Raw genomic sequence first — 13,101 nt, 5'->3', positions numbered from 1 at the left:
ATCGGTTACTTGCCCTTGAGAACCTCGACGAGGGTCTTGCCGAGGCGGGCCGGCGACGGCGACACGCGGATGCCCGCGGCCTCCATGGCGGCGATCTTGTCTTCCGCCCCGCCCTTGCCGCCGGAGATGATGGCGCCGGCATGGCCCATGCGGCGTCCGGGAGGCGCCGTGCGGCCGGCGATGAAGCCGACCATCGGCTTCTTGCGGCCCTTCTTGGCCTCGCGGGCGATGAACTCGGCCGCCTCTTCCTCGGCCGAACCGCCGATCTCGCCGATCATCACGATCGACTCGGTCTTCGGGTCGGAGAGGAACATGTCGAGCATCTCGATGAACTCGGTGCCCTTCACCGGATCGCCGCCGATGCCGACCGCCGTGGTCTGGCCGAGGCCTTCGTTGGTGGTCTGGAACACGGCCTCGTAGGTGAGCGTGCCGGAGCGCGACACGATGCCGACGGAGCCGGGCTTGAAGATGTTGGCCGGCATGATGCCGATCTTCGACTCGCCCGCCGTCACGATGCCGGGGCAGTTCGGGCCGATGAGGCGCGACTTGGAGCCCTGGAGCGAGCGCTTCACGCGCACCATGTCCTGCACCGGAATGCCTTCCGTGATGCAGACGATGAGCGGGATCTCGGCCTGGATGGCCTCGCAGATCGCATCGGCCGCGCCCGGCGGCGGAACGTAGACCACCGAGGCGTCGGCGCCGGTTGCCTCGCGCGCTTCCATGACCGTGTCGAACACGGGCAGGCCGAGATGCGTGGAGCCGCCTTTGCCCGGCGAGGTGCCGCCGACCATCTTGGTGCCGTAGGCGATGGCCTGCTCGGAATGGAAGGTCCCGTTCTTGCCGGTGAAGCCCTGGCAGATGACCTTGGTGTTCTTGTCAATCAGGATGGACATTCGTGTTTCCTGTAACTCGACCGAGGATCGATCTAAGTTTCTGAATGATGGATGAGAGCAGGAGAAAGGCGCCAGCCATCAGAGTCATGACGCTGAACAGGCCTGCTGCCCATGTGAGGACACGTCTTGTATCGCTTGGGACGCCGAGAAAACCACTCAAGCCTCCCAGCAGAACAACCAAGATCGCCCCGGCAACAATCAAAGTTACGGCATATAGCCAGATCTTTTTCACAGTACGCGAAACACTTCGTTGGCTGCCGTCATCTTTGAGGAGCCAAGTTGCTGTTTCGGTGATGAGATCCAGAGCCATCGCTGTATGCCGCTTTGAACCTTAAGCCTTGCGAACCGCGTTCACGATCTTCTGGGCGGCGTCGTCGAGGTCGTCCGCCGGGATCACGTTGAGGCCGGACTCGCGGATGATCTGCTTGCCCTCTTCCACGTTGGTGCCCTCGAGGCGCACCACCAGCGGAACCTGCAGGCCGACCGTCTTCACCGCGGCGATCACGCCGCGGGCGATGACGTCGCACTTCATGATGCCGCCGAAGATGTTGACCAGGATGCCCTTCACGTTCGGGTCGGCCGTGATGATCTTGAACGCCGCCGTCACCTTTTCTTCCGAGGCGCCGCCGCCGACGTCCAAAAAGTTCGCCGGCTCCTCGCCGTAGAGTTTGATGATGTCCAGCGTCGCCATGGCAAGGCCCGCGCCGTTGACCATGCACCCGATGGTGCCGTCCAGCGCGATATAGGCGAGGTCGTACTTGGAGGCCTCGATTTCCTTCTCGTCCTCCTCCGTGATGTCGCGAAGCTGCACCACGTCAGGGTGACGGTAGAGGGCATTGCCGTCGAAGGAGATCTTGGCGTCGAGGCACTTGAGGTGCCCGTCCTTGGTGACGATGAGCGGGTTGATCTCGAGCATCTCCATGTCCTTCGCGATGAAGGCCCGGTAGAGCTTTGCAACCACGTCCTCGGCTTCCTTGGCGAGCGGGCCGGTCAGGCCGAGCGCCTTGGCGACGGTGCGGCCGTGATGCGGCATCGCACCGGTCGCGGGGTCGATCGAGAAGGTCAGGATCTTCTCAGGGGTGTCGTGGGCGACCTGCTCGATGTCCATGCCGCCTTCGGTCGAGACGACGAAGGCCACGCGGCCGGTCTCGCGGTCGACGAGCATGGAGAGGTAGAACTCCTTCTCGATGTCGGAGCCGTCCTCGATATACAGGCGGTTGACCTGCTTGCCGGCCTCACCGGTCTGGATCGTGACCAGCGTCTTGCCGAGCATCTCTTTAGCGAACTGCTTCACCTCATCGACGGACTTGGCGAGGCGCACGCCGCCCTTCTCGCCGGCGTCGGCTTCCTTGAACTTGCCCTTGCCGCGCCCGCCCGCATGGATCTGGGACTTCACGACCCAGAGCGGGCCGCCGAGCTGCTTGGCAGCGGCTTCCGCCTCGTCGGCGGAGAAGATGGCAACGCCATTGGAGACGGGCAGGCCGAACTCCTTCAGGACCGCCTTGCCTTGATATTCATGGATATTCATGTGTTTTCCTCTCCGTCATGCCCGGGCTTGGCCCGGGCATCCACGTCTGTTGCGACGTGGCGGTTTAAGACGTGGATGGCCGCAACAAGTGCGGTCATGACGCGAATGGGTTAAGCCAAAGCCGAATTGATCTGCTTGCAGGCGTCGACGAGACCCTGCACGGAAGCCACCGACTTCTCGAACATGGCCTTCTCTTCGCCGGAGAACTCGACCTCGACGATGCGCTCGACGCCGTTCTCGCCGATCACGATCGGAACGCCCACGAACATGTCCTTCACGCCGTACTGGCCGTTGAGATAGGCCGCGCAGGGCAGGACGCGCTTCTTGTCCTTGAGGTAGCTCTCGGCCATGGCGATGGCGGAAGCCGCCGGCGCATAGAAGGCAGAGCCGGTCTTGAGCAGGTTGACGATCTCGCCGCCCCCTTTACGGGTGCGCTCGACCATGGCGTCGAGCTTCTCCTGGGTGGTCCAGCCCATCTTCACGAGATCGGGCAGCGGAACGCCGGCGACGGTGGAGTAGCGCACCAGCGGCACCATGTCGTCGCCGTGGCCGCCGAGCACGAAGGCGGTCACGTCCTCGACCGACACGTTGAACTCCTCGGCCAGGAAGTGGCGGAAGCGGGCCGAGTCCAGCACGCCGGCCATGCCGACGATCTTCTCGGGGCGGATTCCGGAGAACTTCTGGAGCGCCCACACCATGGCGTCGAGCGGGTTGGTGATGCAGATGACGAAGGCGTTCGGGGCATATTGCTTGATGCCGTTGCCGACCGCTTCCATGACCTTCAGGTTGATGCCGATGAGGTCGTCGCGGCTCATGCCGGGCTTGCGCGGCACGCCGGCGGTCACGATGATCACGTCAGCGCCTGCAATATCGGCGTAGTCGTTCGCACCGTTGTACTTGGCGTCAAACCCGTCGACCGGCGCGGATTCCGCAATATCGAGACCTTTGCCCTGGGGGATGCCTTCCGCGATGTCGAAGAGAATGACGTCGCCGAGTTCCTTCAAGCCGACGAGATGGGCGAGCGTACCGCCGATCTGGCCTGCACCGATGAGCGCGATCTTTTTCCGGGCCATAGTGTGTCCTTGGGTTTTGCCTTGGATTGCTGGCATGAGCCTTTTTGAGGTGGCGCTGTATGACACCAGAAATGGGCAGCCATCAAGCGATCAAAAGGTTAACAGGCCAAGCTTTGAGACCCCGGAAAAGTGTTCTCAAGCTTAACAAGCAGGAAATACTTCGTATTTACAGTAACTTGCTAATTTGAGCCTACTGGAATTTTCCTGTTACAATTTTCAAAGTTTGTAACTGACGCTACACACTGCCATTCGCCAAGGCCCTCAGCACCACACGGATCATGGTGGCGAGGCGCTGGTCGAGGATGTCCTGCGGCACCTCGGCGTCGAGGCGCACGGTCAGCGGATTGATGAAGCGGTAGACCGCATCGCTGATGAAAGCATGGGCCTTCTCCCGGTCCCGAGGGTCGAACTTACCCGTCACGATGCCCTCGTCCAGCACCCGCTCGATCAACTGTCGCATGCGGGCCCTGTGCTTGCGGACCAGGGGGCGCGAGGTCTCGGTGGCCGTGCAATAGACATCGAAGAGGTGGCGATCCTCTTTCAGGAGGTCCCGGTGAACCCGCGCCCAAGCCTGGATCAGGCGCTCGAGCTTGTCGTCGGCGGGATCGGGGGAATCCGCGATATCGGCAATCGTCGCCTCCATCTCCCGCAGCCATTGGCCGGCCACCGCATCGATGAGCGCCGCCTTGTTGGTGAAGTAGCGGTAGACATTGGCGTGGGTCATGCCGGCCGCATCGGCAATGCCGACGACGGTGATGTGCTTAGGGCCGAATTCCTTCAGCTGATCGGCAGCAATAGCGAGGAGCCGGGTGTCGGCCGGAGCGGAGTCCGTCCCGTTCCCCAGGCTGCCGGCCGGCCGCTTCATGTCTCGGCGAGCCCGGTCGAGTGACCGCGATCCGCCGAATCCGAGCGGCCATGCGGCAGGGACAGGTATTCCTCGGAGCGCATCTCGATGAGACGCGAGACCGTGCGGTCGAACTCGAAGGCCTCGCGGCCGGAATCCGCATGGTAGAGCTCGGGCACCTCGGCTTCAGCCGAGGCCAGAAGTTTCACGCGGGCATCGTAGAAGGCGTCGATGAGCATGATGAAGCGCTTGGCCTCGTTACGCTGCTCGACATTCATCTTGGGGATGTTCTCCAGGATGACCGTATGGAACTCCTCGGCCACAGTGAGGTAATCGGCAGCTCCCAAAGGCTTCGCGCACAGATCCTCGAAGGAGAAACGCGCCACGCCGCCCGCCGCCTGCGGCACCTCGACCGGATGGCCCTTCACGGTCAGCGTCACGGGCTTGCCGTGCTCGCGGCCCGTGAGGCTCCTGAAGGCGCGGGTCATGGCCGCGCGGGAGTGCTCGTCGGCCGGCGTGTAAAAGACCGGAGAGCCGGCGAGTTTTTCGAGGCGGAAATCGGTGCGGGATTCGAGCTTCACCACCGCCATTCGCTCCTGCAGGAGCCCGATGAAGGGCAGGAAGAGCGAGCGGTTGAGGCCGCCCTCGTAGAGCCGGTCCGGCTCCACGTTGGAGGTCGCCACCACCACGACGCCATGAGCGAAGAGCGCGGTGAACAGGCGCCCGAGGATCATCGCATCGGCGATGTCGGTGACGGTGAACTCGTCGAAGCAGAGCACCCAGGCTTCCTCAGCCAGCGCCGCCGCCACGGGCGCGATGGGATCGTCGCCTGAGACCTCACCGCTTTTGAGCTTCTGCCGATAGACGTGGATGCGCTCATGCACGTCAGACAGGAAGGCATGGAAATGGACCCGCCGCTTGCGCCGCACGGGCAGCGCCTCGAAGAACAGGTCCATCAGCATGGTCTTGCCGCGCCCGACCGAGCCCCAGACATAGAGGCCCTTCGGCGGCGCGTGATCCTTGCTCTTCTTGCCGAAGAGCCAGCCGAGTGCGCTGGGTTTCCGGGCGAGGCGGTGGCTGGCGAGGCTTTCCGCCAGCGCCTCCAGCCGCTTGAGCAGCGCCACCTGCGCCGGATCGCGCTCGATGGCGCCCGATGCGACGAGGGCGTTGTAGCGGGCCGTGAGGGAGTGAGGCGAGGAGAAGGAGGTATCGTTCACGGGATGATCGATAGCGCTCCGGAGCGTTGAGCGCAAACGTCTTGAGGCAAGTTGCTTTGAAAGACAGCCTATCTCCCAGCCTGGCCAGAACTCTACTCTCTCTGTCATCACCGGCCTTGTGCCGGTGATCTCGATTGGAAAAGCGCGGCGCTTCACATCATCGGGATGGCCGGGACAAGCCCGGCCATGACGGCGGAGGTTGGCTCACTAAAGGCCAGTCGGCTCTTGCTGCCTGTTCGTCAGCGCGCAAGCGACAGCGGAGCGCCCGACTTGGACAGAACGCCGCTCAGCGAAGCCGACGAGCCGCGCAGGCGCGCCGCGACCGCACCGCCGGTCTGGTAGAGATAAACCTCGCCGTCGCGATAGTCCCAGGCATTGACGCGGGACAGGTCCTGGTTGGAGCAGCCCGTGGCCGAGGCCCGGTAGAGGTCGAGCGCCGGCGAGCTTGAGAGCTGGATGCGGCAGCTGCCGCCGGAGGTCTGGGCGCTCCAGTTGCCGACCATCGCAGTGCGGCTCGACGGCGCCGGGGCTGCTGTAGGCGTAAGCACTGCCACGGTCGGTGGCGGTGGGGCGGGCGGCAGGCCGGCGATGTCGGTGCCTCCGGCCGGGGGTGCCATGGGGTCGGTGGCGAGCGGCGCACCGGCCACCGGAGGCAGCGGCGTGGCTTCGACCGGCCCGGACGGAACCGCCTCAACCGGAGGCGCCTCGACAATCGGGGCTGCGTTCGCGCTTCGGACTGGCGGACCGCCAAGACGGGTCGAGGAGCACGCTCCGAGAGCCAGAGCGGAGCACATCACGGCCGTCGCGAGACAGTGGTAAGTCTTCATCGTGGTCCTCTTGTGCGGGGCTGTCTTTCAGGGACGGCTTGATCTTCGGCTTAGGCTATCAGGAGGAATATGAACCTAGGACAACATTGTTCCGGCTTCGACATATGGGATCGCAAACCATAAAAAAAGGCGCCAAAGGCGCCTTTTGATCAAAGTGTTGCCAGGAGGTGTCACCAAGGACGCCTCAGACCGCGCGGGCAATCATCATCTTCTTGATCTCGGCGATGGCCTTTGCCGGATTCAGGCCCTTGGGGCAGGTATTGGCGCAGTTCATGATCGTGTGGCAGCGGTAGAGCCGGAACGGATCATGCAGGTTGTCGAGGCGCTCGCCCGTGGATTCGTCGCGGCTGTCGATGAGCCAGCGATAGGCCTGGAGCAGGGCCGCGGGGCCGAGGAACCGGTCGCCGTTCCACCAGTAGCTCGGGCACGAGGTGGTGCAGCAGGCGCAGAGAATGCACTCGTAGAGGCCGTCGAGCTTGGAACGCTCCTCGGGAGTCTGGCGCCATTCGGTCTCGGGCTCCGCCGTCTGCGTCTGCAGCCAGGGCTCGATGGCCGCGTGCTGGGCGAAGAAGCTCGTGAGGTCCGGCACCAGATCCTTCAGCACCGGCATATGCGGCAGCGGATAGATCTTGATGGTGTCAGAGCCGCAATCATCGATGCCGAGCGTGCAGGCCAGCGTGTTGCCGCCCATGATGTTCATGGCGCAGGAGCCGCAGATGCCCTCGCGGCAGGAGCGGCGGAAGACCAGCGTGGAATCGACGTTGTTCTTGATCCACAGCAGCGCGTCGAGAACCATCGGGCCGCAATCGTCGCGGTCGACATAATAGGTGTCGATGCGCGGATTGGCGCCGTCGTCCGGGTTCCAGCGGTAGATGCGGAATGCCTGAAGGTTCGCCCCATTGGCCGGCTTCGGCCAGGTCTTGCCTTCAGTGTACTGGGAGTTCTTGGGAAGCGTGAACTGAGCCATCGTTTTTCCGTCTTCCTTAGTACACGCGAGCCTTCGGCTCGATGTACTGAATGTCGTTCGACATGGTGTAGGTGTGCACCGGGCGGTAATCGAGGGTCACCTTGTGGGAGGTGTCGTCGAGCCACGCCAGCGTGTGCTTCATCCAGTTCTTGTCGTCGCGCTCGGAGAAGTCCTCGCGGGCATGTGCGCCGCGGGATTCCTGACGGTTGGCCGCGCCCTCCATGGTGACGACCGCCTGTCCGATCAGGTTGTCGAACTCCAGCGTCTCGAGGAGGTCGGTGTTCCAGATCAGCGAACGGTCCGTGACCTTGACGTCGGCGGCTGCGTTCCAGACCTGGTGGATGAGCTGACGGCCCTCCTCCAAAACCTCGCCGGTGCGGAACACCGCGCAGTTGTTCTGCATGGTCTTCTGCATCTGGAGGCGAAGCTCCGCGGTCGAGGTCGAGCCGTTGGCATAGCGGAACTTGTCGAGGCGCGAGAGCGCGAGCGCGTCGGCGCTCTTCGGCAGGTCCGCATGGCGGGCGTTCGGCTCCAGGATCTCGGCGCAGCGCAGGCCGGCCGCACGGCCGAACACCACGAGGTCGATGAGCGAGTTCGAGCCCAGCCGATTGGCGCCGTGCACCGACACGCAGGCCGCTTCGCCGAGCGCCATCAGGCCCGGCACCACCGTGTCCGGGTTGCCGTTTTTGAGTGTCAGCACTTCGCCGTGATAGTTCGTCGGGATGCCGCCCATGTTGTAATGCACGGTCGGCAGGACCGGGATCGGCTCCTTGGTGACATCGACGCCCGCGAAGATCTTGGCGCTCTCCGAGATGCCGGGCAGGCGCTCGTGCAGGATCTTCGGGTCGAGATGGTCGAGGTGGAGATAGATGTGGTCCTTGTTCTTGCCTACGCCGCGGCCGGCGCGGATCTCCATGGTCATGGCGCGCGAGACCACGTCACGGGAGGCAAGGTCCTTGGCGGAGGGCGCATAGCGCTCCATGAAGCGCTCGCCTTCCGAGTTGGTGAGGTACCCGCCCTCGCCGCGCGCGCCCTCGGTGATGAGGCAGCCCGAGCCGTAGATGCCGGTCGGGTGGAACTGCACGAACTCCATGTCCTGCAGCGGCAGGCCGGCGCGCAGCACCATGGCGTTGCCGTCGCCCGTGCAGGTATGCGCCGAAGTCGCCGAGAAGTACGCACGTCCGTAGCCGCCCGTGGCGAGAATCGTCATGTGGGCGCGGAAGCGGTGGATCTCGCCGGTGGACTGGTTCAGCGCCACGACGCCGATGCAGCGGCCATCGGAATCCATCATCAGGTCGAGGGCGAAATACTCGATGAAGAAGTTGGTCTGGTTACGCACCGCCTGACCGTACAGCGTATGCAGGATCGCATGGCCCGTGCGGTCGGCGGCGGCACACGTGCGCTGGGCTGTACCCTTGCCGAACTCGGTGGTCATGCCGCCGAAGGGGCGCTGATAGATCTTGCCCTCGGCTGTGCGCGAGAACGGCACGCCCCAGTGCTCCAGCTCGTAAACGGCCGCGGGCGCGTTGCGCACGAGATACTCGATGGCATCCTGGTCGCCGAGCCAGTCCGAGCCCTTCACGGTATCGTACATGTGCCAGCGCCAGTCGTCCGGGCCCATATTGCCGAGCGAGGCCGAGATGCCGCCCTGCGCCGCCACCGTGTGCGAGCGGGTGGGGAACACCTTGGTGATGCAGGCGGTGCGAAGGCCGGCTTGGCTACAGCCGACGGTGGCGCGAAGCCCCGCGCCGCCCGCGCCCACGACCACCACGTCGAAGGTGTGGTCGATGATGGTGTAGGCCTTGCCGTTGATGGCTGCGCCGTTCGTTGCTTGAGCCATGTTTGTTGTCCTTAAACCAGGATGCGGCCGAGGCTGACCTTGAGAATGGCGTAGAGGCAGGCGACTGCGATGATCACGGCATAAAAATTGTTCGCGATCACGGCCATGATCTTCAGGCCCTTGTCGTGCACGTAATCCTCGATGACGATCTGCATGCCGAGCCGCATGTGGTTCGTCACCGAGATCACCGCGAGGATCAGGATAATCGCCACCAGCGGGTGCGAGATGATGCCAATCGCCTCCTGATAAGAAGGCGAGGCCGCGAGCGCCGCCACGATGATCACGAAGGCGATGATGAGAGGCACGTTCGACACCGCCGTCATGCGGTGGAGCCACCAATGCTCGACGCCATGCCCGGAGGCGCCGAGGCCCTTCACGCGGGCGAGCGGGGTGCGCATGGAAACGCGTGTGTCAGCCCTGTTGTCGGCCATTTTCCGGTCTCCTTAGAACGCGATGAAGGCCACGACCCAGATCGCCAGCGTGAGCGCGACCGAGCCGACAAGGGTGAAGCGGGCCATGTTGATGCGCTGAGCCGCTTCCATGCCATGGCCGAAATCCCACACGAGGTGGCGTACGCCGCCGAGCATGTGGTGCATGAGGATCCAGGTGTAGCCGAACAGGATCAGGTATCCGACAGGTGAGCCGAAGAACCATTGCACCGCGTCGAAAGCCGAGGGGCCGGAGGCCAAGGCCACGAGCCAGATGGCGAAGAGCGCGATGCCGCCATAAAGCGCAACGCCGGTGATGCGGTGGACGACGGACATCGCCATCGTCCAGCTCCACCGGTAAATCTGCAGATGCGGGGACAGGGGCCTCGGGGCCACTTTCGCCTCAGCCATGGTGTTCACTCCTGATCGGCGACGAGGGTCGCGCGTCGTTTAGAACGGTTCGTATAAGAAGCGCGGCGGCACCGCAATGCGCCTTCCGCCCAATCCAGCTACAGAGGCGCACACTTCGTCAGCCGCGAAGATTGCCCAAGCGCCCATAGAGTGCAATCTTTAATAATTCTTATCTGCCTTCGCGAACCACGAAGGGAACCTATGCAATTTGACCTGACTGACTTAAGCCTCTTCCGCCATGTGGTGGAGGCCGGGAGCATCACCCATGGGGCCGAGCGGGCCAATCTGGCGCTCGCGGCTGCCAGCACCCGCATCCGCAACATGGAAAAGTCCCTCGGGGCTGCCCTCCTCCTGCGCACTCGGGCCGGCGTGACCCCGACACCGGCCGGCCGGACCCTGCTCCAGCATTCCCGTACCCTGCTGGCAGGGGTCGAGCGCCTGCGGGAGGATCTGGGCTCCTATACCGGCGGCCTGACGGGCCAGATCCGGATCCTCTCCAACACCAATGCCCTGACCGAGTTCCTGCCCGAGGCGCTCAGCGCCTTTCTCGCCGGGCACCCCCAGGTCTCCATCGACCTGGAGGAGCGCCTCAGCGACGAGATCGTCGGGCTGATCGCCGAGGGCGTCGGCGACATCGGCATCGTGGCCGGCACCGTGGAGACCGGACAGTTGGAGACCTATCCTTTTCGCAGCGACCGCTTCGTGCTGGTGGTGCCGCACGATCACGTCCTCGCCGCCCGGCCGGGCATCTCCTTCACCGAGGTGCTGGAGCACGATTTTGTCGGCCTCGACCGGGCCAGCGCCCTCCAGCGCTTCCTCGCCGGCAAAGCCAGCCGCACCGGCAAGCCCATTCGCTTGCGCGTTCAGCTACGCAGCTTCGATGCCGTCTGCCGCATGGTCGAGGCGGGCGTGGGCCTCGGCATCGTACCTGAGACCACCGCGCACCGCGCCGCCCGCACCATGGCGATTGGAACGGTCGACCTGGAAGATCACTGGGCTGCCCGCGACCTCACCTTATGCATCCGCTCTCTGAAGGAGTTGCCGGCCTCGGCGCGTCAGCTGGTGGAGCATTTGCGCAAAGGCGCCTGAGGCAGGCGACATGTGAGCGGCAAAAAATGGCCGGACCTCGGTCCTCACATCAGCGTGAGGAGGGAATGACTCTCAGCGCAGAACTGTCATTCTGACCGGGGACTTCAATCCCTTTGGAGGAAACAATGCGTGGAACGGACGGCATATCCCTCGTGGCCCTCATCGGCCTTCTGACCCTGGCCTCTCCGGGCATCGCCCAGGCGCAGACGGCCTCAGCCGACACCACCTTCTTCGTCACCAGCATCGGATCAGGCAAGGGCGCCGATCTCGGCGGCCTCGACGGCGCGGACCGGCATTGCGAAACCCTGGCCGAAGCCGCCGGCGTTCGCGGCAAGATGTGGCGCGCCTATCTCTCGACCCAAGGCGCGAACGGCGTCAATGCGAAGGACCGCATCGGCCGCGGACCCTGGCAGAATGCCAAGGGCACCGTGATCGCCAAGGACGTGGCGGACCTGCACGGCGCGAACAACAACATCACCAAGCAGACGGCGCTGACCGAGAAGGGCGAGTTGGTGAAGGGTCGTGGCGATCAGCCGAACCAGCACGACATCCTCACCGGATCGCAACCCGACGGCACGGCGTTTGCGGGCAATCAAGACATGACCTGCGGCAACTGGACGAAGAGCGGCACCGAGGGCGCCGCCATGACGGGACACCACGACCGCATGGGCCTCGACGAGTCGCCGCCGGCCAAGTCCTGGAACTCGTCGCACGCGACGCGGGGCGGCTGCAGCCAGGACGCCCTGCGCGGCACCGGCGGCGCGGGTCTGTTCTACTGCTTCGCGGCGAACTGATCAGGCGGCGAAATCTACCTCCGGCATCGTGAGCCCGCGCCGGAGGCACGCGGCCTCCAGCGTGTTGCGCAGCAGGCACCCGATGGTCATCGGGCCGACGCCGCCCGGCACCGGCGTGATGGCGGAAGCGACTTCGGCCGCTTCCGCATAAGCCACATCGCCCACCACCTTGGTCTTGCCCTCGCCGGCAGCCGGATTCGGCACCCGGTTGATGCCCACATCGATCACGATGGCGCCAGGCTTGATCCAATCGCCGCGCACCATCTCGGGCCGGCCAACCGCAGCCACGAGAATGTCTGCGCTACGGCAGGCTTGCCGAAGATCGCGGGTCTTCGAATGGGCCACCGTCACCGTGCAGCTCTGGGCGATCAGCAGTTGCGCCATGGGCTTGCCGACGATGTTGGAGCGCCCGACTACCACCGCGTTGAGCCCGGCGAGATCCCGGCGCACCGACTGCACCAGCAGCAGGCACCCTAAGGGCGTGCAGGAGACGAGGCCCGGCACGCCAGTCATGAGCCGGCCCGCATTGATCGGGTGGAACCCGTCCACGTCCTTCGTCGGATCGATGGCCTCGATGACCTTCTGGGCGTTGATCTGCTTCGGCAGCGGCAGCTGCACGAGGATGCCATCCACCGCCGGATCGGCATTGAGCCGGGCGACAAGATCGAGAAGCTCCGCCTCGCCCGTGGAGGCGGGAAGCACATGCTCGAAGGAGCGCATGCCCACCTCGACGGTCTGTCGCGCCTTGTTCTTCACATAGAGTTGGCTCGCCGGATCCTCGCCGACGATCACCACGGCAAGCCCCGGGATTACGTCCTGCTGGCCCAAGGTCCTCACAGCCCCGGCAATGCGGGAGCGCAGGCCTTCGGCGTAGGCTTTTCCGTCGATGATCGTGGCGCTCATGGGCTCTCTCGTCCTGTCACGGCGGCAAGGGCTTCGGCTAACGCTTCCACCTCGCCCGAAATCACAAAGGTTTTCAGTCGGGCGGTGGCGCCCGCCTCCAGGCTCACCGCCGAGGCCGGGAGCCTCAAGGCCTTGGCGAGCAGACGCCGGACGCCCTCACCCGGACCTTCAGCACCGGCCGGCCGTCCGACAGCGTCTCGATGCCGTCGATGGCATCCCGCCCGCCCCGGGGCGTCACGCGAAACCGGACCTCGAGGCCCTCAGAGCGGATGCGCCAGGGCAAGGCT

Annotated in this window: 14 protein-coding genes and 1 pseudogene; 2 read left to right on the top strand and 13 right to left on the bottom strand. The window is 64.5% G+C overall.

The annotated features are described in order from the left end of the window. Window positions 1-5 precede the first annotated feature (5 nt). From sucD to sdhC, 11 genes are all read right to left on the bottom strand, one after another. Window positions 6-893 carry a succinate--CoA ligase subunit alpha gene (gene sucD, locus VB618_RS11265; protein WP_329796737.1) on the bottom strand — a complete coding sequence of 296 codons (888 nt, stop codon included), beginning with the start codon at window positions 891-893 and terminating at the stop codon, window positions 6-8. Beyond that, window positions 877-1,203 carry a hypothetical protein gene (locus VB618_RS11260; RefSeq protein WP_329796736.1) on the bottom strand — a complete coding sequence of 109 codons (327 nt, stop codon included), beginning with the start codon at window positions 1,201-1,203 and terminating at the stop codon, window positions 877-879. The genes sucD and VB618_RS11260 overlap by 17 nt, the downstream gene beginning before the upstream one ends. A 21-nt stretch (window positions 1,204-1,224) precedes the next feature. Then, a complete protein-coding gene (sucC, locus tag VB618_RS11255; protein WP_329796735.1) occupies window positions 1,225-2,421 on the bottom strand; it encodes an ADP-forming succinate--CoA ligase subunit beta in 1,197 nt (398 codons plus the stop codon). 110 nt (window positions 2,422-2,531) lie between these two features. Further along, entirely contained in the window at window positions 2,532-3,494 is a 963-nt protein-coding gene (gene mdh / locus VB618_RS11250; protein ID WP_329796734.1) for a malate dehydrogenase, read from the bottom strand. Between the two features lie 235 nt (window positions 3,495-3,729). Continuing rightward, on the bottom strand, window positions 3,730-4,359 hold the full coding sequence (locus VB618_RS11245) for a TetR/AcrR family transcriptional regulator (protein WP_329796733.1): 630 nt from the start codon (window positions 4,357-4,359) through the stop codon (window positions 3,730-3,732). Continuing rightward, complete coding sequence (gene zapE, locus VB618_RS11240) at window positions 4,356-5,555, bottom strand: cell division protein ZapE (protein WP_329796732.1); 1,200 nt, start codon at window positions 5,553-5,555, stop codon at window positions 4,356-4,358. Before zapE ends, VB618_RS11245 begins: the two co-directional genes overlap by 4 nt. 239 nt (window positions 5,556-5,794) lie before the next feature. Next, window positions 5,795-6,382, bottom strand: coding sequence for an AprI/Inh family metalloprotease inhibitor (locus tag VB618_RS11235; protein ID WP_329796731.1), 588 nt, complete (start codon window positions 6,380-6,382; stop codon window positions 5,795-5,797). 184 nt (window positions 6,383-6,566) lie between these two features. After that, on the bottom strand, window positions 6,567-7,349 hold the full coding sequence (locus VB618_RS11230) for a succinate dehydrogenase iron-sulfur subunit (protein WP_329796730.1): 783 nt from the start codon (window positions 7,347-7,349) through the stop codon (window positions 6,567-6,569). Between the two features lie 16 nt (window positions 7,350-7,365). Continuing rightward, window positions 7,366-9,189 (bottom strand): succinate dehydrogenase flavoprotein subunit, encoded by a 1,824-nt coding sequence (sdhA, locus tag VB618_RS11225; protein ID WP_329796729.1) that lies wholly within the window; start codon window positions 9,187-9,189, stop codon window positions 7,366-7,368. A gap of 11 nt (window positions 9,190-9,200) precedes the next feature. Further along, window positions 9,201-9,620 (bottom strand): succinate dehydrogenase, hydrophobic membrane anchor protein, encoded by a 420-nt coding sequence (sdhD, locus tag VB618_RS11220; RefSeq protein ID WP_329796728.1) that lies wholly within the window; start codon window positions 9,618-9,620, stop codon window positions 9,201-9,203. Window positions 9,621-9,632: 12 nt separating this feature from the next. Beyond that, window positions 9,633-10,028 carry a succinate dehydrogenase, cytochrome b556 subunit gene (gene sdhC / locus VB618_RS11215; protein WP_329796727.1) on the bottom strand — a complete coding sequence of 132 codons (396 nt, stop codon included), beginning with the start codon at window positions 10,026-10,028 and terminating at the stop codon, window positions 9,633-9,635. Window positions 10,029-10,229: 201 nt separating this feature from the next. On the opposite strand from sdhC, the gene VB618_RS11210 reads away from it, so the two are divergent. Then, window positions 10,230-11,117 (top strand): LysR substrate-binding domain-containing protein, encoded by an 888-nt coding sequence (locus VB618_RS11210; protein WP_329796726.1) that lies wholly within the window; start codon window positions 10,230-10,232, stop codon window positions 11,115-11,117. Window positions 11,118-11,242: 125 nt separating this feature from the next. Further along, window positions 11,243-11,911, top strand: coding sequence for a hypothetical protein (locus VB618_RS11205; RefSeq protein ID WP_329796725.1), 669 nt, complete (start codon window positions 11,243-11,245; stop codon window positions 11,909-11,911). On the opposite strand, the gene folD is transcribed toward VB618_RS11205, so the two are convergent. Then, window positions 11,912-12,814 (bottom strand): bifunctional methylenetetrahydrofolate dehydrogenase/methenyltetrahydrofolate cyclohydrolase FolD, encoded by a 903-nt coding sequence (folD, locus tag VB618_RS11200; RefSeq protein WP_329796724.1) that lies wholly within the window; start codon window positions 12,812-12,814, stop codon window positions 11,912-11,914. Then, window positions 12,811-13,097, bottom strand: a pseudogene (locus VB618_RS11195) (DUF167 family protein). The gene folD and the pseudogene VB618_RS11195 overlap by 4 nt, the downstream one beginning before the upstream one ends. Window positions 13,098-13,101 lie beyond the last annotated feature (4 nt).

The sequence above is a fragment of the Microvirga sp. CF3062 genome (assembly GCF_036314045.1).
Classification (GTDB): domain Bacteria; phylum Pseudomonadota; class Alphaproteobacteria; order Rhizobiales; family Beijerinckiaceae; genus Microvirga.
This window is presented reverse-complemented; position numbering and strand designations above follow the sequence as displayed.

Coding starts and splice junctions, on each gene's coding strand:
- VB618_RS11245 (WP_329796733.1), bottom strand. CDS start 4,359: ATGAAGCGGCCGGCCGGCAGCCTGGGGAACGGGACGGACTCCGCTCCG.
- sdhC (WP_329796727.1), bottom strand. CDS start 10,028: ATGGCTGAGGCGAAAGTGGCCCCGAGGCCCCTGTCCCCGCATCTGCAG.
- folD (WP_329796724.1), bottom strand. CDS start 12,814: ATGAGCGCCACGATCATCGACGGAAAAGCCTACGCCGAAGGCCTGCGC.
- VB618_RS11260 (WP_329796736.1), bottom strand. CDS start 1,203: ATGGCTCTGGATCTCATCACCGAAACAGCAACTTGGCTCCTCAAAGAT.
- VB618_RS11205 (WP_329796725.1), top strand. CDS start 11,243: ATGCGTGGAACGGACGGCATATCCCTCGTGGCCCTCATCGGCCTTCTG.
- sucD (WP_329796737.1), bottom strand. CDS start 893: ATGTCCATCCTGATTGACAAGAACACCAAGGTCATCTGCCAGGGCTTC.
- mdh (WP_329796734.1), bottom strand. CDS start 3,494: ATGGCCCGGAAAAAGATCGCGCTCATCGGTGCAGGCCAGATCGGCGGT.
- sucC (WP_329796735.1), bottom strand. CDS start 2,421: ATGAATATCCATGAATATCAAGGCAAGGCGGTCCTGAAGGAGTTCGGC.
- VB618_RS11230 (WP_329796730.1), bottom strand. CDS start 7,349: ATGGCTCAGTTCACGCTTCCCAAGAACTCCCAGTACACTGAAGGCAAG.
- VB618_RS11235 (WP_329796731.1), bottom strand. CDS start 6,382: ATGAAGACTTACCACTGTCTCGCGACGGCCGTGATGTGCTCCGCTCTG.
- sdhD (WP_329796728.1), bottom strand. CDS start 9,620: ATGGCCGACAACAGGGCTGACACACGCGTTTCCATGCGCACCCCGCTC.
- VB618_RS11210 (WP_329796726.1), top strand. CDS start 10,230: ATGCAATTTGACCTGACTGACTTAAGCCTCTTCCGCCATGTGGTGGAG.
- sdhA (WP_329796729.1), bottom strand. CDS start 9,189: ATGGCTCAAGCAACGAACGGCGCAGCCATCAACGGCAAGGCCTACACC.